Annotated in this window: 18 protein-coding genes; 10 read left to right on the forward strand and 8 right to left on the reverse strand. The window is 72.0% G+C overall.

What is annotated here, in order from left to right:
• Positions 1-297 (reverse strand): hypothetical protein (locus AB0D44_RS28325; RefSeq protein ID WP_362596028.1); only part of this gene is annotated, 297 nt, incomplete at its 3' end.
• 132 nt (positions 298-429) lie between these two features.
• A complete protein-coding gene (locus tag AB0D44_RS28330) occupies positions 430-1,032 on the reverse strand; it encodes a hypothetical protein (RefSeq protein WP_362596029.1) in 603 nt (200 codons plus the stop codon).
• A 269-nt stretch (positions 1,033-1,301) separates the two neighbouring features.
• Here AB0D44_RS28330 and AB0D44_RS28335 point away from each other — a divergent pair, with 269 nt between their 5' ends.
• Positions 1,302-3,128 carry an ABC transporter ATP-binding protein gene (locus tag AB0D44_RS28335; RefSeq protein WP_362596031.1) on the forward strand — a complete coding sequence of 609 codons (1,827 nt, stop codon included), beginning with the start codon at positions 1,302-1,304 and terminating at the stop codon, positions 3,126-3,128.
• A 31-nt stretch (positions 3,129-3,159) separates the two neighbouring features.
• On the opposite strand, the gene AB0D44_RS28340 is transcribed toward AB0D44_RS28335, so the two are convergent.
• Both AB0D44_RS28340 and AB0D44_RS28345 read right to left on the reverse strand, forming a co-directional pair.
• On the reverse strand, positions 3,160-4,203 hold the full coding sequence (locus AB0D44_RS28340) for an NUDIX hydrolase (RefSeq protein WP_362596033.1): 1,044 nt from the start codon (positions 4,201-4,203) through the stop codon (positions 3,160-3,162).
• A gap of 90 nt (positions 4,204-4,293) precedes the next feature.
• Complete coding sequence (locus AB0D44_RS28345; RefSeq protein WP_362596035.1) at positions 4,294-4,917, reverse strand: LysE/ArgO family amino acid transporter; 624 nt, start codon at positions 4,915-4,917, stop codon at positions 4,294-4,296.
• 69 nt (positions 4,918-4,986) lie between these two features.
• Between AB0D44_RS28345 and AB0D44_RS28350 the strand changes: the two genes are divergently transcribed.
• The 7 genes from AB0D44_RS28350 to AB0D44_RS28380 all read left to right on the forward strand — a co-directional run bounded on the left by AB0D44_RS28350 (position 4,987) and on the right by AB0D44_RS28380 (position 12,491).
• A complete protein-coding gene (locus AB0D44_RS28350) occupies positions 4,987-5,928 on the forward strand; it encodes a LysR family transcriptional regulator ArgP (RefSeq protein WP_362596037.1) in 942 nt (313 codons plus the stop codon).
• A gap of 10 nt (positions 5,929-5,938) precedes the next feature.
• Positions 5,939-6,337, forward strand: coding sequence for a TOBE domain-containing protein (locus tag AB0D44_RS28355; protein WP_362596039.1), 399 nt, complete (start codon positions 5,939-5,941; stop codon positions 6,335-6,337).
• An 84-nt stretch (positions 6,338-6,421) separates the two neighbouring features.
• Positions 6,422-7,504, forward strand: a complete 1,083-nt coding sequence (gene corA, locus AB0D44_RS28360; RefSeq protein ID WP_362596041.1) for a magnesium/cobalt transporter CorA — start codon at positions 6,422-6,424, stop codon at positions 7,502-7,504.
• A gap of 228 nt (positions 7,505-7,732) precedes the next feature.
• Positions 7,733-8,557 (forward strand): chitosanase, encoded by an 825-nt coding sequence (locus tag AB0D44_RS28365; RefSeq protein WP_362596086.1) that lies wholly within the window; start codon positions 7,733-7,735, stop codon positions 8,555-8,557.
• Between the two features lie 97 nt (positions 8,558-8,654).
• Complete coding sequence (locus AB0D44_RS28370; protein ID WP_362596042.1) at positions 8,655-9,053, forward strand: DUF805 domain-containing protein; 399 nt, start codon at positions 8,655-8,657, stop codon at positions 9,051-9,053.
• Positions 9,054-9,256: 203 nt separating this feature from the next.
• Positions 9,257-11,482 carry an NADP-dependent isocitrate dehydrogenase gene (locus AB0D44_RS28375; protein ID WP_362596043.1) on the forward strand — a complete coding sequence of 742 codons (2,226 nt, stop codon included), beginning with the start codon at positions 9,257-9,259 and terminating at the stop codon, positions 11,480-11,482.
• Between the two features lie 226 nt (positions 11,483-11,708).
• Complete coding sequence (locus AB0D44_RS28380; protein ID WP_362596045.1) at positions 11,709-12,491, forward strand: hypothetical protein; 783 nt, start codon at positions 11,709-11,711, stop codon at positions 12,489-12,491.
• Between the two features lie 12 nt (positions 12,492-12,503).
• Here AB0D44_RS28380 and AB0D44_RS28385 read toward each other — a convergent pair whose 3' ends face one another.
• The 3 genes from AB0D44_RS28385 to AB0D44_RS28395 all read right to left on the reverse strand — a co-directional run bounded on the left by AB0D44_RS28385 (position 12,504) and on the right by AB0D44_RS28395 (position 16,790).
• Positions 12,504-12,908, reverse strand: coding sequence for a hypothetical protein (locus AB0D44_RS28385; RefSeq protein WP_362596047.1), 405 nt, complete (start codon positions 12,906-12,908; stop codon positions 12,504-12,506).
• A gap of 189 nt (positions 12,909-13,097) precedes the next feature.
• Positions 13,098-15,341 (reverse strand): germacradienol/geosmin synthase, encoded by a 2,244-nt coding sequence (locus AB0D44_RS28390; RefSeq protein ID WP_362596049.1) that lies wholly within the window; start codon positions 15,339-15,341, stop codon positions 13,098-13,100.
• A gap of 39 nt (positions 15,342-15,380) precedes the next feature.
• Entirely contained in the window at positions 15,381-16,790 is a 1,410-nt protein-coding gene (locus tag AB0D44_RS28395; protein ID WP_362596051.1) for a family 2B encapsulin nanocompartment shell protein, read from the reverse strand.
• A 295-nt stretch (positions 16,791-17,085) separates the two neighbouring features.
• On the opposite strand from AB0D44_RS28395, the gene AB0D44_RS28400 reads away from it, so the two are divergent.
• Positions 17,086-18,381, forward strand: coding sequence for a hypothetical protein (locus AB0D44_RS28400; RefSeq protein ID WP_362596053.1), 1,296 nt, complete (start codon positions 17,086-17,088; stop codon positions 18,379-18,381).
• A 54-nt stretch (positions 18,382-18,435) separates the two neighbouring features.
• Here the strand turns inward: AB0D44_RS28400 and AB0D44_RS28405 are convergent, their stop codons facing one another.
• The gene (locus AB0D44_RS28405) at positions 18,436-19,569 is read right to left on the reverse strand and encodes a family 2 encapsulin nanocompartment cargo protein terpene cyclase (RefSeq protein WP_362596055.1); all 1,134 of its coding nucleotides are present in this window, start codon (positions 19,567-19,569) and stop codon (positions 18,436-18,438) included.
• 273 nt (positions 19,570-19,842) lie between these two features.
• Between AB0D44_RS28405 and AB0D44_RS28410 the strand changes: the two genes are divergently transcribed.
• A complete protein-coding gene (locus AB0D44_RS28410; RefSeq protein ID WP_362596057.1) occupies positions 19,843-21,258 on the forward strand; it encodes a family 2B encapsulin nanocompartment shell protein in 1,416 nt (471 codons plus the stop codon).
• The last annotated feature ends 8 nt before the right edge of the window (positions 21,259-21,266 follow it).

A 21,266-nucleotide genomic window follows, 5' to 3' on the forward strand; every position in this document is an offset into this window, starting at 1 on the left:
AAACACCCCGAACACGCCCAACACCCCGAACTCTCCGGGCGGTGGCGGTAACAACACCCCCAACACCCCGAACACGCCCAACACCCCGAACTCTCCGGGCGGTGGCGGTAACAACACCCCCAACACCCCGAACACGCCCAACACCCCGAACTCTCCCGGTGGTGGCGGTAACAACACCCCCAACACCCCGAACACGCCCAACACCCCCAACACCCCCGGCGGTGGGGGTAACAACACCCCCAACACTCCTAACACCCCCAACACCCCCGGAGGTGCCGGAGCCAACACCCCGAACACCCCCAACACCCCCAACACCCCGGGGTGACGGATAAGCAGATGACGGCGCCGCGCAGTGAAGACACTGCGCGGCGCCGCCGCGTGCGGGAGCGGGACCCGCAGCCCCGGCCTCGGGCCGGGGCTTTGGCGTCCTTACGAATTCGGGGTGTTCGGAGTGTTCGGGGTGTTCGGCGTATTGGGGGTGTTGGGGGTGTTCGGCGAATTCGGGGTGTTCGGGGTATTGGGCGTGTTCGGAGTGTTGGGCGTGTTCGGGGTGTTCGGCGAATTCGGGGTGTTGGGGGTGTTGGGGGTGTTCGGCGTGTTGGGCGTGTTCGGGGTTCCGGAGCCGTCGCCCGCCCCCGCGTACCCCGCGTACCCCACGTACGGCGCGTACGGCGCGTACGGTGCATACGCGGCGTACGGGGCGTACGGCCCGTAGAACGAGCCCTGCAGGGACAGCTGCGCGGCGGCGGCGCCGGCGCCGGCTGCAGTCCGCGGAAGCTGAGGCAGTCGCGGGAGCGGCGGGAGCTTGGGCAGAGCCGGCAGCTGCGGCAGCCGGGCCAGCCGGGGAAGCCCTGTCAGAGTCGTCCGCGCCGTGGGTGCGGTCGACAGCGTCTGGCCGCCCCGCACGTCCACCCCGTGGGAGGACGGGCCACCGGGCCCGCTCGCGGTGTCGGCGTGAGCGCCTCCCGCGCCCAGGGCGGTCAGACTCCCCGCCGCGACGACGGCGATCAAGACCTTCTGGAGCTTGTGCATCAATACCCTCCGTGCCTCTGCCTTCGAACGCACTGAATCACTTGGTGCAAGCAGTCGATCACCAAAAGTACATAAAAGGGTGGATTCCACCTCGTCGCGACGGTCGCGTCGTCCGTCCGTCACCCATTCGTTCCCCTCCCCGTGACGCGGGCAGGGCGATCATCTGATGAATCATCAAGTCGACCGCCGTGAAAAACACTTGGACTGCGCGGTCGCCGCCGCGGGACACTGCGAGCCTTGTCCTTCTGGTCCGACAAAGCAGGGTTGGCATGGGATCGCCCGAATCGCACGAAGGCTCGCCGGGCAGGGGCTCCGTGCTCCTCGCACTCCGGTACTACGGACGGGAGCTTGCACGACTGCGGTGGCTCACGATTCCCGCGATGCTGCTCCCGGCGCTGGGCAACATCGGCATCAACTACATCGCGCCGCTGGTCGTCGCGAAGCTCGTCGGCCGGATCGCGGGTGATACGGGCACCACCAGTGCCGACATCGGCTCGATGCTCCCCTACCTCCTGGCCTTCGCCGGCGCCCTGCTGGCCGGGGAGGCGCTGTGGCGCATCGGGTTCCACTGCATCAACCGCGTCGACGCCCGCGGCATCGAGCACCTGTACGTGATCGGCATGGAAGAGCTGTACGCCAAGGACGCCTCGTTCTTCCACGACAACTTCGCCGGCTCGCTGACCAAACGGGTCCTCGGCTTCGCCTCCCGCTTCGAGGAGTTCGTCGACACGCTGACCTTCTCCGTGATGGGCAGCTTCGTGCCGCTCGTGTTCGCCTCGGTGGTGCTCTGGCAGTACGACCCGCTCCTCGTGGCCGGGCTCCTGACGCTGATCGCGTTCACGGCGCTGTGCGTCGCCCCGCTGATCCGCCGCCGCCAGGCGCTCGTCGCCCAGCGGGAACGGGCCATCGCCCGGGTGTCGGGCCACGTCGCCGACAGCCTGATGAACATGGACACGGTCCGTGCGTTCGCCGCCGAGGAGCGCGAGGCCGCCGAGCACCGGTCCCGGGTCGCGGAGTCGCGGCGGCTCATGCTGCGTTCGTGGGACTACGGGAACCTGCGCATCGACACGATCGTGGCGCCCATGTCCGTGCTGACCAACGTGCTGGGCCTGGTGCTCGCCGTCGCGCTCGGCGCGGGAGAGCACGGCGTGGAGGCGGTGATCGTCGCCTTCACCTACTACGCCAGTGCGACGCGGATCATGTTCGAGTTCAACCAGATCTACCGCCGCCTGGAAAGCTCGATGACGGAGGCGGCACAGTTCACCGAACTGCTGAGGGAACCGCCGACCGTGCTCGACCCGCCCTCCCCGCAACCCCTGTCCAGCCCGCCGGCCGCCGACGTGCGCTTCGAGCGGGTGCACTTCGCCCACGCGGCGGGAAAGCCGCTCTTCGAAGGCCTCGACCTCGCCGTGGCCGACGGGACGAAGATCGGCCTCGTCGGCCGCTCCGGCGGGGGCAAGACCACGCTCACCCGGCTGCTGCTGCGGATGACGGACATCGACGCCGGCCGGATCCTGATCGGCGGGCAGGACATCAGCAAGCTGTCCCAGGCCGACCTGCGCAGCCTGATCGCCTACGTACCGCAGGACCCCGCGATGTTCCACCGCACGCTGCGGGACAACATCGCCTTCGCCCGCCCGGACGCCACCGACGCCGAAGTCCGCCGCGCGGCCGCGGCGGCGCACGTCACGGAGTTCGCCGACGCCCTGCCGGACGGCTTCGACACCATGGTGGGGGAGCGCGGGGTCAAGCTGTCCGGCGGACAGCGCCAGCGCGTCGCCCTCGCCCGGGCGATCCTTCGCGACGCGCCGATCCTGCTCCTCGACGAGGCGACCAGCGCCCTGGACTCCGAGAGCGAGATCCTCGTACAGGACGCGCTGTGGCGGCTCATGGACGGGCGGACCGCGCTCGTGGTGGCGCACCGGCTGAGCACGGTGGCCGGCATGGACCGGCTCGTCGTCCTCGACCGCGGACGGATCGTCGAGCAGGGCTCGCACAAGGAGCTGCTCGCCGCGGACGGCGCCTACGCGAAGCTGTGGCAGCACCAGTCGGGGGGCTTCCTCGACGACACGCCGGCGCGGGCCGACCGGCACTGAACCGCCGCAGCGCCCGGCCCGTCGCCGCAGCTCACCCTTCGGCCGGGCGGCCCGCGTGGAGTTCCAGGGGGCCCGCTCCCGTGGCCCGGGCGGTGAGCCCGGCCTTGATCCGGCGCCGGAGGGAGGGTTTGACCAGGTCGCGCAGTTCCGCCGGGGCGGCCGTGCGCCAGGCGAGGAGTTCCGAGGGGTCCAGGCGGATGCGGGCGAGGGAGCGGGAGTCGAGTACGCCGCCGTCGTACAGGAAGCGGACGCGCGCCAGGCGTGCCGGCTTGTGGGACCAGTCGACGGCCAGCAGGCGGCCCGGGGCGAGGTCGAGGCCGATCTCCTCCCGGACCTCCCGGCGGGCGGCGGCGCGCGGGGTCTCGCCCAGGTCGCTGTCGATGCCGCCGCCGGGCAGCTGCCAGCGGCGGGTGTTCCCGTACGCGGGCCGCACCAGCAGGATCCGCCCGTCGGCGTCGGTGAACAGCACGCTCGCCGCGGTCGTCGCCTTGGGGCGGCTGGCGCGGTGCCCTGCGGCGTCGAGGGCGCCCGCGTGCTCGAGGGCGCTGCGGTCGGCCGGGTCGAGGCCCGCCGGGGAGCCGGGCTGGGGCACGCCGTCGACCAGGTGGGCCAGGGAGCCGGTGTGCAGAGCGGCCAGTGCGGCACGCAGCCGGGGGGCGATCCGCTCGGGCAGGGCCGCGCAGGCCTCCTCCGGCGCGAGCCAGCGCGCCGCGCTGATCTCGCCGTCCGGGAAGGAGATCGCGGCGGCCTCCTCCGGCTGCAGCGGGCCGACGAGGTGGACGTGCACGACGAGGGAGCGGCCGAGTTCGCCGGGCGGGCGGGAGTCCACCGCGAGCAGCCGGCCCACCGGCAGGCCGAGGTCCAGTTCCTCCTTCAGTTCCCGTGCCAGTCCTTCCTCCGGGGTCTCGGTGTCCTCCACGGTGCCGCCGGGCAGCTCCAGATCCGCCTTGTACAAGGTGGTCAGTACGAGGACCCGCCCGCGCGCATCCAGGACGACCCCGGTGGCGGCCACGAGCGGGGAGGGCTGGGCGGCGTAGTACGCCCGCACCGTGTCGGGGGAGGGGCGGTCGGGCACGGCGGGCTCCAGGGGTCGTCGGTCGGGCGGTCGCGTCGGTCGGCCGGATTCCCGCTCCCCCGCACGGCCCGTGCGCCGGCGCGGCAGGGGTCAGGCGCGGGCCAGCAGCAGGCCGCCCATCGTCACCATGGTCGCCGCGACCAGGCCGTCCAGCACCCGCCACGCGGCGGGACGGGCCAGCAGTCCGCTCAGCAGTCGGGCGCCGTAGCCCAGGGTCCCGAACCAGGTCAGGCTGGCCAGACCGGCCCCGATGCCGAAGGCCCAGCGCAGGTCGCCGCGGTCGGCGGCGAGGGAGCCGAGGAGCAGGACGGTGTCCAGGTAGACGTGCGGGTTGAGCCAGGTCATGGCCAGGCAGGTCAGCACGGCCCGGCGGCCCGACCCGGTGGCGGACCCCTCGGCGCTGAGGGCGGCGCCCGGTACGGGCCGCAGCACCCGGCGGGCCGCGAGGACCCCGTAGCAGATGAGGAACCCGCCCCCGGCCAGCCCGACCACGGTCAGGGCGGCGGGCCAGGCGGTGACGAACGCCCCCACACCGGCGACGCCGAGCGCGATCAGGAGCGCGTCGGACAGGGCGCAGATGGCGACCACGGCGAGAACGGCGTGACGGCGCGCGCCCTGCCGCAGGACGAAGGCGTTCTGCGCGCCGATGGCGACGATGAGGGAGAGTCCGGTGCCGAAGCCGGCGAGGGCCGCCGTGATGATGCCGTGTGTCATGTCTTCGACCGTAGGCAGCGGCCTGGGTTCAGTACAGCTAAAGATTTTTACGTACCCTTAGCTCTCGTGATGGACGAGCTTCCCCTCGATCAGGTACGGACGCTGCTGGCCGTCGTGGACGAGGGCACCTTCGACGCGGCGGCGGCCGCCCTGCACGTGACCCCCTCGGCGGTCAGCCAGCGGGTCAAGGCCCTGGAGCAGCGGACCGGGCGCGTGCTGCTGATGCGGACGAAGCCGGTGCGGGCGACGGACTCGGGGGAGGTGGTGGTCCGCTTCGCCCGGCAGCTGGCCCGGCTGGAGCGCGATGCCCGGGCCGAGCTGGGCATGGCCGAGGGGCTGGGGCCGGTGCGGCTGCCGATCGCGGTGAACGCGGACTCGCTCGCGACCTGGTTCCTGCCGGTGCTGAGCCGGGTGCCGCAGGACCCGCCGGTCTGCGTCGAGTTGCACCGCGAGGACGAGTCGCACACGACCGCGCTGCTGCGGGAGGGCCAGGTGATGGCGGCGGTGACCTCCTCGCCGGACCCGGTGGCCGGGTGCAGCGTACGGATGCTGGGACTGGCCCGGTACCTGCCGGTGGCGAGCCCGGACTTCGCGGCCCGGCACCTCACGGGGGCGCTGGAGCGGGACCTGCGGCGGGCACCGACGATCGTCTTCGACCGCAAGGACGAACTCCAGGACGTCTTCGTGCGGTCACTGGCGGGGGCCCGGAAGGGGGCGCGGGCCGGGTCGCCGGCGGTGGGCGCCGGGCCCCTGCGGCACCACGTGCCGACCTCGGAAGGGTTCCGCGACGCGGTGGTCGCGGGGCTGGGGTGGGGGCTGGTGCCCGAGCAGCAGGCGGGGCCGCTGGTGCGCACGGGCGGGCTGGTGCTGCTCGCGCCCCGGCGGCCGCTGGACGTCCCCCTGTACTGGCAGCAGTGGAAGCTGGACTCGCCGGCGCTGTCGCTGGTGGCGCGACTGGTCGCGGAGGCGGCGGGGGAGGCGCTCCGCAGACCCCCCGCGGGCACGTCCTAAGCTGCGGGGCATGGAGTCCTACACGATCGGCCAGGCGGCGCGGCTGCTCGGCGTGAGCGTCGACACGGCGCGGCGCTGGGCGGACGCCGAGCGGTTCCCCACGCGCCGGGACGGCACGCGGCGCATCGTCGACGGGCCGGACCTGGCCGCGTTCTGCGTGGCGCTCGCGCAGGAGGGCGGCGAAGGCGAGGGCGGGGAAGCCCCGTACACCTCGGCGCGCAACGCCTTCCCCGGGATCGTCACCGGCGTGCGGCTGGGCACGGTCGACGCACAGGTGGAGATCCAGGCCGGGCCGCACCGCATCGTGTCGCTCCTCACCCGGGAGGCGGTGGAGGAGCTCGGGCTGGAGGTGGGAGCGCGGGCCACGGCGCGGGTGAAGTCGACCAGTGTGTTCGTCGACCGGACCTGAGACCGCTCGCGGGGGCGCCGACCGCCGGGCGGTGCGATGGCAGACTGGCCGCCGATCAGCCGAAAGAGGAGCACGTCGTTGTCCATGTTCAGCACCTTCCGCCGGGTCGTGCGCCGCGGCTACCGGCGCGCCGTCGACCTCAGCCACCCCTCCCGCTCCCCGCTCGGGAGCGCGGTGGTCAACTGCGTGGTCTACCACGAGGGCGTGCGCCAGGACGGCTGCGCGGAGGTCGAGGAGGCGCTGCGGCGGGTCCGCAAGTCGGGCTCCGGCTTCGTCTGGATCGGCCTGCACGAACCGGCGGAGTCCGAACTCGCCGGACTGGCCGAGCTGTTCGGCCTGCACCCGCTCGCCGTCGAGGACGCCGTGAACGCGCACCAGCGTCCCAAGGTGGAGCGGTACGACAGCACGCTGTTCTCCGTCTTCAAGACCGTGCGCTACGTCGAGCACGAGGAACTGACCGCGACCAGCGAGGTGGTGGAGACCGGCGAGCTGATGGCCTTCACCGGTGAGGACTTCGTCATCACCATCCGGCACGGCGGCCGCGGCACGCTCGGCCCGGTCCGCGAGGAGCTGGAGGCGGCCCCGGAGCAGCTGGCCAAGGGGCCGGCGGCCGTCCTGCACGCCATGGTCGACCACGTGGTCGACGACTATGTGGCCGTCACGGACGCGGTGCAGAACGACATAGACGCCGTCGAGACCGCGGTGTTCAGCGAGGCCGGCGGGCGCGGCGACGCCGGCCGGATCTACCAGCTCAAGCGTGAACTCCTCGAGCTCAGGCGGGCCGTGGCGCCGCTGAGCCGCCCGCTCGAACAGCTGGCGACCCAGCCGATACCGGTGATCCCGCCCGACTTCCGCGCCTACTTCCGGGACGTGGCCGACCACCTGACCCGGACCACCGAACAGATCGGCACCTACGACAACCTGCTCGACTCCATCCTCCAGGCGCACCTGGCGCAGGTGACCGTCGCGCAGAACGAGGACATGCGCAAGATCACGGCGTGGGCGGCGATCGTCGCCGTGCCGACCATGGTCTGCGGGGTCTACGGGATGAACTTCGACCACATGCCCGAGTTGCGCTGGACGTACGGGTACCCGCTCGTCCTCGGCGTCATGGCGGTCGCCTGCTTCGTCATCCACCGGGGCTTCCGGCGCAACGGCTGGCTCTGAACATTCCGGTGAGGAGCGCCGGGGCGCCTGGGCAGGAGGTAAGGCCTCCACGGCCTCTACGGCCTCACGCGCCCCGGAGGACGTGACGCCAAGCGGAAGTTGACGGCCCGAGTGGGGGAGCTCCCGGGTCTTGAGATGCCGCAAAGTCTGGTAGTAAAGTTTCTTAACGAAACCGGGAAGCCTCAACTCCCCCCTGGAGGCCTTGTGTTCACCCCCCGCCGCAAGACCATGGTGATCGGCGCCCTGCTCGGCAGTGCGCTGCTCGCCGTACCGGTGACGGCCCAGGCGACCGCCGTCGACATCGGAGCCGGCGCCGCCTCCGCGAAGGCGCAGGCGGCCGCGGCCGTCGGCCTCGACGATCCGGCGAAGAAGGAGATCGCCATGCAGATCGTCTCCAGTGCGGAGAACTCCTCGCTGGACTGGAAGGCGCAGTACAAGTACATCGAGGACATAGACGACGGCCGCGGCTACACGGCCGGCATCATCGGCTTCTGTTCCGGCACCGGCGACATGCTCGACCTCGTCGAGTACTACACCGAGGTCAAGCCCGGCAACGTCCTCGCGAAGTACCTCCCCGCGCTGCGCCGTGTCGACGGCACCGATTCGCACGCCGGCCTCGACCCGAACTTCACCAGGGACTGGGCGAAGGCGGCCCAGGACGCGGAGTTCAGGAAGGCCCAGGACCACGAGCGCGACCGGGTGTACTTCAACCCGGCGGTCAGCCAGGGCAAGTCCGACAAGGTCGGCACCCTCGGCCAGTTCATCTACTACGACGCCCTCGTCATGCACGGCGACGGCACGGACTCCACGAGCTTCCGCAACATCCGCAAGCGGGCGCTGTCCAAGGCCAAGCCCCCGTCCCAGGGCGGCAGCGAGACCGCCTGGCTGAACGCCTTCCTCGACGCCCGCGTGTGGGCGATGAAGCAGGAGGAGGCGCACAGCGACACCAGCCGCGTCGACACCGCGCAGCGGGTCTTCCTCAAGAAGGGCAACCTGAACCTCAACACCCCCCTGGACTGGAAGGTGTACGGGGACTCCTTCCACATCGGCTGACGGGAGCGCGGGCCGGACGAGGCCTTGCGCGGCCGATCGGGCGGCGGCGGAACGGACCTTGACCCGCCAGTAACCGGGGCATAAATTCTGCCCCGGCTTGCTCCAGCAGGACGGGCCCACCATCCGTCCTCTGGGGGGACTCGTGCACCACTACACCGATGTGCTGAAGAAGTACGCCGTCTTCTCCGGGCGCGCCCGCCGCCAGGAGTTCTGGATGTTCGTCCTGTGCAACCTCGTGGTCGAGGCCGTCATCGTGTCCCTGGACCTCTGGCTCGGCACGAAGGGCATCATCGAGGGTGCCTACACCGTGGCGATCCTCCTGCCGTGCATCGGCCTCACCGTGCGCCGCCTGCACGACACGGGCAAGTCCGGCTGGTGGTACCTGCTCGTCCTGCTCCCGGTCATCGGCTGGATCTGGCTGCTCGTCCTCATGGCCGAGGAAGGCCAGTCCGCACCGAACGTTCACGGCCCGAGCCCCAAGGCGGTCTACGCCTGACCTGGGCCGCAGCCCGCAGTGCCCGAGCGCCGCCCCGGCCGGAGACAGCCGCGGGCGGCGCTTTCGGCGTTCTGGCGGCTCCGCGTGACCCGGATCTCCCTCGGCTCGTGGCAGGGGGCTGTCCAGACCGGGCCGATCACGAGATATCTTGATGTCGAGCAATGTTGCAGACGAGAGACGCAGACTGTGGAGCGGAGCATCCGGTGACTGACTCGACCATCATCTACACGCACACTGACGAGGCCCCGGCCCTCGCGACGTATTCGTTCCTGCCTGTGATCCAGGCGTACGCGTCGACGGCCGGTGTGAATGTCGAGACCCGTGACATCTCCCTGGCCGGTCGGATCATCGCCAGCTTCCCCGAGCACCTCGAGGAGAGCCAGCGGATCGCCGACGCCCTCGCCGAGCTCGGCGAGCTGGCGAAGACCCCCGAAGCGAACATCATCAAGCTCCCCAACATCTCGGCCTCGATCCCGCAGCTCAAGGCCGCGATCGCCGAGCTCCAGGGCCAGGGCTACGCGCTCCCGGACTACCCGGACGACCCGAAGACCGACGAGGAGCGCGAGGTCCGCGCCCGCTACGACAAGGTCAAGGGCAGCGCCGTCAACCCGGTCCTGCGCGAGGGCAACTCCGACCGCCGCGCCCCCGCCTCGGTCAAGAACTACGCCAAGGCCCACCCGCACCGCATGGGCGCCTGGGTCCCCGAGTCGAAGACGAACGTCGCCACCATGGGCGAGAACGACTTCCGCTCCACCGAGAAGTCGGCCGTCATGGCCGAGGCCGGCACGCTGCGCATCGAGCACGTCGCCGCCGACGGCGCGACCACCGTGCTGCGCGAGTCCGTACCGGTCCTCGCCGGCGAGGTCGTGGACGCGTCCGTCCTGCACGTCGACGCGCTGCGCACCTTCCTGAACGAGCAGATCGCCCGCGCCAAGGCCGAGGGCATCCTCTTCTCCGTGCACCTCAAGGCCACGATGATGAAGGTCTCCGACCCGATCATCTTCGGCCACGTGGTCCGCGCGTTCTTCCCGAAGACCTTCGCGAAGTACGGCGAGGTCCTCGTCGCCGCCGGCCTGTCCCCGAACGACGGCCTCGGCGCCATCCTGAACGGCCTGGCGGCCATCCCGCACGGCCTCGGCGACGAGATCAAGGCCTCCTTCGAGGCCGAGATCGCCGAGGGCCCGGCCCTGGCGATGGTCGACTCGGACAAGGGCATCACCAACCTGCACGTCCCGAGCGACGTCATCGTCGACGCCTCCATGCCGGCGATGATCCGCACCTCCGGTCACATGTGGGGCCCCGACGGCCAGGAGGCCGACACCCTCGCCGTCCTCCCGGACAGCAGCTACGCCGGTGTCTACCAGGTCGTCGTCGACGACTGCCGCGCGCACGGCGCGTTCGACCCGTCCACCATGGGCTCGGTGCCGAACGTCGGCCTGATGGCCCAGAAGGCCGAGGAGTACGGCAGCCACGACAAGACCTTCGAGATCGCCGCCGCGGGCACCGTCCGCCTCGTCGACGCCGAGGGCAACGTGGTCCTGGAGCAGGAGGTCGCCGCCGGTGACATCTTCCGTGCCTGCCAGACCAAGGACCTGCCCATCCAGGACTGGGTCAAGCTCGCCGTCACCCGCGCCCGCGCCACCGGCGTCCCGGCCGTGTTCTGGCTGGACGAGGGCCGCGCGCACGACGCGCAGCTCATCGCCAAGGTGAAGACGTACCTGGCCGACCACGACACCGAGGGTCTGGACATCAAGATCCTGTCGCCGGTCGAGGCCACCGCCTTCTCCCTGGAGCGCATCCGCCGCGGCGAGGACACCATCTCGGTGACCGGCAACGTGCTGCGCGACTACCTGACCGACCTCTTCCCGATCCTGGAGCTGGGCACCAGCGCCAAGATGCTGTCGGTGGTCCCGCTGATGAACGGCGGCGGTCTCTTCGAGACGGGCGCCGGCGGCTCCGCCCCGAAGCACGTCCAGCAGCTGGTCAAGGAGAACTACCTGCGCTGGGACTCGCTCGGCGAGTTCCTCGCGCTGGCCGTCTCCTTCGAGCACCTCGCCACCACCACCGGCAACGCCCGCGCCCAGGTGCTGGCCGACACCCTGGACCGCGCGACCGGCAGCTTCCTCAACGAGGACAAGTCGCCGAGCCGCAAGCTGGGCGGCATCGACAACCGCGGCAGCCACTTCTACCTCGCGCTGTACTGGGCGCAGGAGCTGGCCCGCCAGACCGCCGACCCGAAGCTGGCCGCCGCCTTCGACCCGCTCGCCAAGACGCTGGCCGAGCAGGAGGAGACGATCGTCGCCGAGCTCATCGCCGTCCAGGGCTCCCCGGCCGACATCGGCGGCTACTACCAGCCCGACCCGGCCAAGGCCGCGGCGGTCATGCGCCCGTCCGCCACGCTCAACCAGGCGCTGGCCCTCCTCGGCTGACGCCGGAGAACCACGCGTGACGCGCTCCGCCCCGGCCAGGCCCCGTGCCCGGCCGGGGCGGACCCGTATCCGCGGCCCGTATCCGCGGTCCCGCCGTCCGGGGCCGCCTGTATCCGCGCTCCCGCCGCCCGGAACCGCGGCCGCCCGGAACCGCAGTCTCCCGGAACCGCTGGCCGAGGAGTGGGCCCTGCGCTAGCGTTCAGCGCCGGTGAACTCTGGGGGTTTTGTGCCACGCCGTTCCGACACGTCCTGCGGCGGTACCGGCTGCGCCGCGCTGCTCCTCGTGCTGTTCGTCCTGCCCACCGTGGGGTACCTGCTGGCGGTGCCGCTGGCGCTGCCCGATCTGCTCGCGGAGCAGACGCCGCCGCAGGAGCTGCGGGGGGCCGGGCAGTACCTGACCGTCTACGCCGTCCCGGTCGTGGTGGCCCTGGTCCTCGCGGCGCTCGCCGGGCGGCGCCGGCCGTTCGTGTGGTGGCTGGTCCCGGCCCGGGCCGCGGCCCTGCTGGCGCTGGTCGCCGCGGTGCTGTGGTGGACCGAGGACAAGGTCGGCGACCAGCCCCTGTGGAACGTGCGGGCGACCGCCGAGAGCATGGCCGCCGGGCTCGCGGCGCTCGCCTTCGTGGCCGCCGTCCGCTGGTGGGACACCTCCCGCGGCGGCCCGCGCACGGTGGCGACCGTACGCACCCACCGGCCGGCCCCGGGGGAGATCTGGCTGGCCATGGTGCCGCTGCGGGAGGATCCCGCCCGTCAGCTGCGCCACTACTGCGTGGTGCTGGCCGCTCGCGCCGACCATGCGGAGGTGGCCCAGATCACCAGCAAGGACAAGGACGGGCGATCCGACTACGTCCGGATGCCCAACGACGGCTGGGACAAGGTCTCCGGCCGCCCCCACTGGGTGGAGACGGGCCTCCCACCGCGCCGGGTCGCGTACGGGATGTTCCTCAAGTCCCGCCCCCAGGGCCACTGTCCGGCCCCGGTGTGGCGCGAGCTCAGCCGGCAGCTCGACTGATGCCGGCACGGGTCACAGCCGGTGGACCCGCTCCTCCTCGAAGGCCAGCGGATGGCGTCCGGCGGCCAGCAGCCGCAGGCCCGGCGCGCGGCAGAGCAGGTCGCCCAGCCAGTGAACGGCCGCCGGGGTGAGCCGGTCGCTGCCGTCGAGGACGAGCAGCATGTCGCGCTCGGCGAGCCAGGAGGCGGCGTTGGCCGTCCCGCAGGGGAGTAAGGGCATGCCCGGTACGCAGCCCAGGGCGGCCGTCAGGTCCCGTACCCCGAAGGCGCGGTCCAGGTCGACCACGGCCACCCCGTCGTAGAAGTTGGACGCGAGCCGCCGGGCGATCTCCCGCACCAGCAGGCTCCGCGGCTCCTGGAACCTGCCCGTCACCGTCAGCACGCGTCCCCGCCGGACGGCGGTCAGCAGCCGCGACATCTCCGCGGACGTAGCCGGCAGTGTTCCGGACGCCCCTGATTCCCCCATCGGCACGATGCCCCCCATCGCATGCGTGACCAAGTGCGGCCAGAGGGTAGTTTCAAGCCGCATGACGACGATTATGCGCCGGTTGCGCCGTAAGACCAGGGGAACGTCGTATTCCTGCGAAGGTACCTGCCTCCGCGCAGGTCAGGCCCACGCGGCGCGGTGCGGAGCCGGGGGGAGCCGGCGCCCGCCCGGCGGGCCCGGGACGACCGCCCCGACCGCGCCGACCGCCCCGGCCCGGCGGTGTGCGTGGTGTCGTACGAGGTCCTCCTGCCGGTAGCGCCGCGTCCCGTCGTGCCAGACGGCGATGGCGGCCATCCACTGCTGCAGTTCCCGGGCGTTGCGGTCCAGGGCCGCACGGGCCGCGGCGTCCAGCCCGTAGTCCGCGTACATCACGGGGAGTTCCTTCTCCACGACGTGCTCGAACTGCTTCATCCGCGAGGTCATCAGGTCGTTCGCGATCCGCAGCGCCGTCGGGTAGTCGCACTGGAAGAAGTTCTCGGCGACGAGCAGGAAGTTGTGCAGCTCGCCCTCGTACTCCACCTCCTTCTGGTAGGAGTACACGTCGTTCATGACGGCCGAGTAGTCGCACGCCGCCTGGTGCATGGACCGCACGGCCGTACTGCCGTAGACCTCCTGCGGCACGACGTCCAGGTGCGCCAACCGGGCGAGCGCGGTGGTCATCGGCGAGCCGAAGGTCAACCGGCGCATCTCCAGGTAGTCCACCGGGTCCGGTACCCGGTTGTGGAACTGGTTGTCCAGCTCCCAGTGCCAGCTGTCCACCATCTGCTCCACGCCCGCCCGGAACAGCTCACGGCCGCGCGCCGGCATCGGCGTGGCCGTACGCCGCCACAGGTCGGCCAGCCCCCGCTCCATGGCGTTCGCCGGGGGCGGCGGAGCCGAGAGGTCCAGCGGCATGCAGGCGAACAGCCGCCCGGTCTGCACCTTGGCGGCGGCCAGGCTCCGGCTGGTGCCGAAGACCAGCGGATACAGGTCGTCCGCGTACGTGCCCCAGCTCAGCCAGCCCGCGCTGATGTCCAGGGCCTCGGACGAGCCCCCCGGGTCGATGCCCGCCGAGCACAGCGCGAAGTCGTAGTCCCGTGCCTTCTCCTCCCACCACAGGCCCTCGTCGAAGAAGCCCATCCGCCGGTTCCACTCGATGAGCCGCTCCCGGGCGCCGGCCAGGTGCGGATTGAGGACGTTGCGGTACGGCATGTAGAACTCCGGGATCACCGAAGGACCCACCCGGTGGGGGACGTTGCCGTGCCGGCGCGCCCGCCGCGCGCCGCCGGTCAGGCCCAGCAGCGCCTTGATGTTGGCCCCGGTGGTCCCCAGCCCGGTCGGGCCGCGCAGTGCGGAACCGGCCCGGCCCGGACGGGAGTTCATGTACCGGCTGGAGCGCATGTGCCACTCGTGGCCGCCGGACTGCCAGTCCTGGAGCCCGCGGGCGTACGTGAGGACGGCGAGGACCTCGGCCGGGTCCAGGCCCTTCTCCGCGAAGAGCACCGGCAGTTCGGTGAAGAAGGTGCTCTCGAACTGCTGGAGCCGCGAGGTCAGCATGTTGTTCAGCTGGTCGGCCGCCTCCTGGGTGGTGCAGCCGAAGAACCGCTCCAGGACCAGCACCCCGTTGCTGAGCTCGCCCTCCTTCCCGATTTCCCGCTCGTACGAGAACAGGTCGTTGCGCAGGTGCACCGAGTCGGCGAAGCAGTCGCGCAGGACGCGCAGCGCCCGCTCCCCGGAAACGGACGGGGGCACCTCGACCCCCACCGCGTGCTCGACGATCCCCGCGGACCAGGGCGCGCCGCCCACCTTGCGGCGCTGTTCCACGTACTCCACCGGGTTGGACACCCGGCCGATGGTGATGTTGTCGAGCTCCCACAGCGACTCGTGGAGCAGATGGCGGGTGCTGGCGCTGAAGCGCCCGATCCAGTCCGCCGAATGGCCCGGCACCGTACGCCGCCACAGGTCGGCCAGTCCCGCCTCCACCGGATTGGCAGGCTCGGGCATCGGCGCACCGGCGTCGGCCGGCATGAACGGGGCCAGGCGCTCGAGCGCGTCCCGCCCGGCCGCCCGGTCACCGGAGCGCTTGAAGCGCTCCAGGAACCAGTCGTCGAAGAAGAACACCCACACGTACCAGTCGGTGACGAGCGAGAGCATCGGGCCGTCGCATTCCGGGTGGGTGTAGGCGCACAAGAGCGCGTAGTCGTGCGCCTCCAGGTCGGCCGGGCCCCAGACGCCCGAGCCTTCCAGCATCCCCAGGTCCGCGGCCCACGCGCGGGTGTGCGTCCGGGCCTCCTCAAGGTGGGGGTTGAGGCGGGCGGGATGCGGGAGGTAGAACTCGGGCAGCTCGAAGGGCTGCCGGGAGGCGTGCTCCTGCCGAGCGGTCATGTCGGGACCCCCTCAGTCATCGAAACCCGGTCGTCGAACTCAGTCGTCGAAACGGGAGATCTCCACGTTCTCCAGCACCCCGACGGCGTCCGGCACGAGGATCGCCGCCGAGTAGTAGGCCGTGACCAGGTAGGAGATGATCGCCTGCTCGTTGATGTGCATGAAGCGGACGGACAGGCCCGGCTCGTACTCGTCGGGCAGCGCCACCGGGTGCAGCCCGACGACCCCCTCGTTGTCCTCGCCCGTGCGCAGCACCAGGATCGAGCTGGTCCGCTCCGGCGTCACCGGGATCTTGTTGCAGGGCAGCAGCGGCACCCCGCGCCAGGACGGGACCCGGTGGCCCTGGAAGTCGACGCTGTCCGGGTACAGGCCGCGCCTGCTGCATTCGCGGCCGAAGGCGGCGATGGTGCGCGGATGGGCCAGGAAGTACTGCGACCCCCGCCGCCGGCTGAGGAGTTCGTCCATGTCGTCGGGGGTCGGCGGACCGGTGCGGGGGTAGATCCGCTGCTCGTAGTCGGCGTTGTGCAGCAGCCCGAACTCCGCGTTGTTGATCAGCTCGCTCTCCTGGCGTTCCTTCAATGCCTCGACGGTCAGGCGGAGTTGCTGCTCGGACTGGTTCATCGGCTGGTTGTAGAGGTCGGCGACCCGGGAGTGCACGCGCAGGACGGTCTGCGCGACGCTCAGCTCGTACTCGCGCGGGCTGAGGTCGTAGTCGACGTACGTGCCCGGCAGCAGCACCTCGCCGGTGTGGCCGGCGGACAGGTCCACGGCCTCGCTGCCCCGGCGGCCGACGCGCTCCGCCTCCAGATAGGCCTCCGCGTGCCGGCGCAGCGCGGCGGAGCTGTTCAGGGCCGCGTCCCAGTCGCCGCGGTTGAAGGTCATCGTCACCACGTCGGTCTGGGCGCGGGCGGTGAACTCCCAGCGGGCGTCGGGCAGTGGATGGTGGCCGAAGTGGTCGCCGTCGCTGAGCACGCCCAAACTGGCCTCGTCCCCGTACGCGCCCTCGCTCAGCCGCTCGATGCGGCCGTGCGCGATGAGGTAGATCTTGTCCACGGGCTCACCGCGCCGCACGATGACGTCGCCCTTGCGGAACTCCTCCTTGACGAACCGGTCGGCGATGGCCTTGACCACCTGGTCGTCGGGGAAGTTCCGCAGCATGCCGAGCTCGCGCAGCATGGCCGGGATGACCCGTAGTTCCGAGCCGGTCTTCACGAAGGTGATGCGCCCGTCGCCGAGGGTGTAGCTGACGGTCCGGTTGACCCGGTACGTGCCGCCGCCCGTCTGCACCCACGGCAGGATCCGCAGCAGCCAGCGCGAGCTGATCCCCTGCATCTGCGGCGCGGACTTGGTGGTGGTGGCCAGGTTCCGGGCGGCTTCGGTGCTCAGGCTCTGCCGGGCGGCGGCGGTCAGGTGCTCGACGCCCACTTCGGCGCTGGGATCGACGGACATGGCGGGCCTTCCTCTCGGTCGGTCTTCCGGGGAGCAGCGGGCCGAGTGCGGGGCGGCGTGCGGGGCGGGCGGCGTGCGGGACGGCGTGGGGAGTGACCGGAGCCAACGATCCCGCTCCGTGTGATCTGCCGTGCTCCCGTACGCCATCGCCACGCGGTGTGACCGCGCGCCGCCGAGCGCACACGTCTTAGTTAGGGGCAGGACGGCCTCACCCGGTACATCCGTCCCCGCCCCGCCGTGTTGAATGTCCGACCGCGTTGAATGGATGGACACGTGTACGAGCTGGGCGGTTCTGATGGCCAAGCGTGAACCCAACGGACGACTCCGCACCCTCCTCACCGACGCGCGCTGGAGCGGGCAGGACTTCGCACGCGCCGTCAACGCCGTGGCCGCCGAGGCGGGCCTCACCCTGCGTTACGACCGGACCTCGATCTCGCACTGGCTGGCCGGCACCCGGCCGCCCGCGCACGTCGTCGCCCTCGCCGCCGAGGCGCTCAGCCGCCGCACCGGACGGCGGATCAGCGCGGCCGACACCGGGCTCACCCGGCCCGCGGGGATCAGGGCGAGGGAGCGGCCCGACGCCGAACCGCAGGGCGCCGACGCCCTGGCCCTGCTGGGCGAGATCCCCGTCTACTCCTCGGCCTGGCGGCCCCCGGGCTGGCCGCCACCGGGCGGAGCCGGGGCTCCCGCACGGCTGTCCGGGCGGATCGGGGCGGACCACGTGGACGCCGCCGAGGCCGTCCTGCCGGTCTTCCGCAACGCCGACATGATGTTCGGGAGCGGTCTGGCCCGGCCGGCCCTGACCCGCTACCTCGCCACCACCGTGGCGCCCTGGCTCCGGGCGGGCGCCGCACCCGCGGTACGGCACCGGCTGCTGGGCTGCGCCGCGCGGCTCGCGTACACCGCCGGGTTCCTCTGCTTCGACGGCAACCAGCAGGGCATGGCGCAGGCCTACTACCGGGCCGGCCTGCGGCTCGGCCAGGAGGCCGGCGACCCCGGCTGCTGGGCGCCGGTGCTGCGCTCCATGAGCGTGCAGGCCCACTACCTGGGCCACCGGAAACAGGCGTGGGAGCTGGCCGGAGCGGCCGCCCGGGAGGCGGGGCGGCTGCCCGCCCTCCAGGCCGCCTTCGTCACCGGACAGCTCGCCGTCGCGGAGGCCGCCTGCGGTGACCGACGGGCCGCGCTGACCCATCTGGCCGAAGCGGAGCGGCTGTTGGAGCGGTCGGACGGGCAGCGGGCGGCCATCGGGGACTACCACCACGCCGCGCTCGCCCATCAGCAGGCCGAGGCGCTGGCCGCCCTCGGGGACGTGCGCGGTGCGATCGCCGCGCTCGGGACGTCACTGCGCCGGCGGCCGCCGGGCGAGCGCCGGGCGCGTGCGGTCACCCTCGCCCGGCTGGCCGAGCTCCACCTGCACCAGGGCCACGTGGAACGGGCCTGCGCCACCTGGCACGAGATGCTGGACGCGGTGCCCCAACTGGACTCCGCGCGGGTGGACGAAGCCCTGCGCCGGCTGCGCGGCCGCCTCCAGCCGGTGGGCGGCAACCGCACGGCGCGGGCGCTGCTGGCCCGCGCCCGCGCGCTCGCGTAGCCCGCGCAGCAGGGCGCAGGACGTCGCGCCGGATGTCGCGCCGGAACCCGTCCGTCAGGCGGGCCCGTGGTACCGCGGGGTCGTGGCGTGCCACTCCTTCGCCCCGCCCATCCAGTTCCAGACCCCCTCCAGGAAGCGGCCCAACGCCGGTGAGCCGAGGGCAGCCAGGGCGGCCGACTCCGCCTCGACCGTGCGCATCACCTCGTCGTGGACCGCGGCCGTACGGTTCACCGCTTCCTGGAGGGAGCAGTGCTCCTCGGCCGCGATCAGGCGGGGCAGATTGGTGTCGTCGGGGTCTTCGCGGGCCATCGAGTACAGGTCGTTGAGCAGGCAGGTGGCCACCCCCGCGTACATGTACGTGCGCCGGACCCGGGCGTCCGCGAACTCCGGCGCGGGCACCTCGTAGCCGCCGACCGGATCGGTCAGCACCATGCAGGGGAAGAAACCGTTCTCGTACCGGTGCACCAGGTACTCCCAGACCGGCGGCCGGCGCCCGGACATCCGCCACTCGGCCTCGTGGTTGTAGCCGACGAACATCACGGCCAGCTGGTAGCGCAGACGGGTCACCTGGGTCGGGGTGGCGAACGCGGCGAGGTGCTCCAGGCTGGAGCGGAAGGCCCGCAGTACCGGTTCGGCCGCCACCCGCTCCTCGAACCACCGCTCGTACCCCGCCGGCAGGCGCACCGGGTCGACCACGGCGTGCGCAAGGGCCGTGCGCAGGCCGAGCAGGCCGGGGTCCGCGTCCTCGCCCGCGTCGGCCCAGTGGTCGTCCACGGACCATTCGGAGAGGCCGCACTTGGCGGCCGCGAGGAGCCGGTCGGGGTCGTCGCAGTCCGGGTGCGCGAGCATCATCAGGCGGCCGAAGTGGCAGGCGCGCAGGGCGTCCAGGCGGCCCGCGTAGATCCCGGTCTCGGCCGCCCACAGGACGAGCCGGTCGTTGACGACGTCGGCCAGCGCCGGGTCGTCCCGGACGGCGTCGGGGCAGTACAGCGGGGGGATGACGATCCCCGTGCCGGTGGCCGTGCCCGTGCCCCGGGAGGGGTCGGGGGCGGGGCGGGCGCCGGGGGCGGGTCGCGTCGGCGCGGTGCCCAGGCCGCTGCGGCCTTCGAGCAGCCGGCGTACGACCTGCGCCGGGTCGGCGGCGGCCGCGCGGGGGCGGCCCGGGGCGTGGGAGGGTGCGCGGTCCATGGGTCCTCCTGCGGGTCGGCACACCCACCCATGGAGCGCGCGCCGGCCCCGGATCCGGTAGGGCCGGGAGGACCGGGCCTGTTGAAGATCCGGAGCCGTTGAAAGCCCGTACGGCCCTGCGCGCGCCCGGCCGTTCGTACAGGAGTGCAGGGCTTCAACCGGGCCGGATTTTCAACAGACGCCCGGGCCGGTCCGGCTACCGCACGCGACACCCGGCGCCCCACGGTGGGCGTGCAGCACGCTCCGCGCGACCGACGCAGGGAGGAACCCCGCATGACCGCAGAGGCGCAGCCACCCCTGACCCCCGCCGACGACCGGCAGCTGAGCCTGAGCACCGCCGCGGCCCGCAACCTCGCGACGACCACCAAGTCCGTGCCCCAGATGCAGGGCATCAGCTCCCGCTGGCTGCTGCGCATGCTGCCCTGGGTGGACCTCGGCGCCGGCACCTACCGCGTCAACCGACGCCTGACCCATGCCGTCGGCCGCGGCCGGGTCTCCTTCGTCCAGACGGGCGCGGACGACGTACGCATCCTCGCCCCCACCCTCACCGAACTGCCCGCCCTCAAGGGCTACGGGGACACGGCCGTCCTGGAGGATCTGGCCGGGCGCTTCGTCAAGCGCGACCTGCGCGCCGGCGACGTGCTCGTGGAGGCGGGAGCCGCCGTCGACGAGGTGTTCGTCATCGCCCACGGCCGCTTCGAGAAGCGGGCCGAGGGCAAGTACGGCGGCGCCGAACTCCTCGGCGTGGCGGCCGACGGCGACCAGCTCGGCGACGACGCCCTCGGCCGCGCCGACCCGCGGTGGGGGTACGGCGTACGGGCCGCGACCGCCGGCACCGTCATGGTGCTGCGGTGGAGCTCCTTCCTGGAGGTGCTCGGCCGCGCGGCGAGTCTGCGCACCCACCTCGACGAGTACGTGGAGAACGGCCGCCGGCCTGTCAACCGGCGCGGCGAGGCCGACATCGAGCTCTCCTCCGGCCATGCGGGCGAGGCCCGGCTGCCCGCCACCTTCGTCGACTACGAACTGCGCCCGCGCGAGTACGAACTGAGCCTCGCCCAGACCGTTTTGCAGATCCACACCCGGGTCGCCGACCTCTACAACGATCCGATGAACCAGTTCGAGCAGCAACTGCGCCTGACGGTGGAGGCGATGCGCGAACGCCAGGAGTCCGAGCTCCTCAACAACCGCGACTTCGGCCTGCTGCACAACGCCGACTACGGACAGCGCATCAGCACCTGGTCCGGCCCGCCCACCCCCGACGACATGGACGACCTGCTCAGCATGCGCCGCGGCACCCGGTTCTTCCTCGCGCACCCCAAGACCATCGCCGCGTTCTTCCGCGAGTGCAACAAGCGCGGCCTCGCCCTGGACACCGTGGAGGTCCACGGGAAGCAGATGCCGTCCTGGCGCGGCATCCCGGTCCTGCCCTGCGGAAAGATCCCCGTCGTCGGCGGCCACACCAGCTCCGTCCTGGCCCTGCGCACCGGAGAGGACAACGGAGGCGTCATCGGCCTGCGCCCGGCCGCGATCCCGGAACAGATCGAACCCGGCCTCAACGTCCGCTGCATGGGCATCGACCGGAAGTCGGTCATGTCCTACCTGGTCAGCTCCTACTACTCGGCGGCCATCCTGGTCCCCGACGCCATCGGAATCCTGGAGAACGCCGACATCGCCGCCGCCCGTTCCTAGCCTTCCCA

It is taken from the genome of Streptomyces sp. NPDC048349 (assembly GCF_040651925.1).
Taxonomy (GTDB): Bacteria; Actinomycetota; Actinomycetes; order Streptomycetales; family Streptomycetaceae; genus Streptomyces.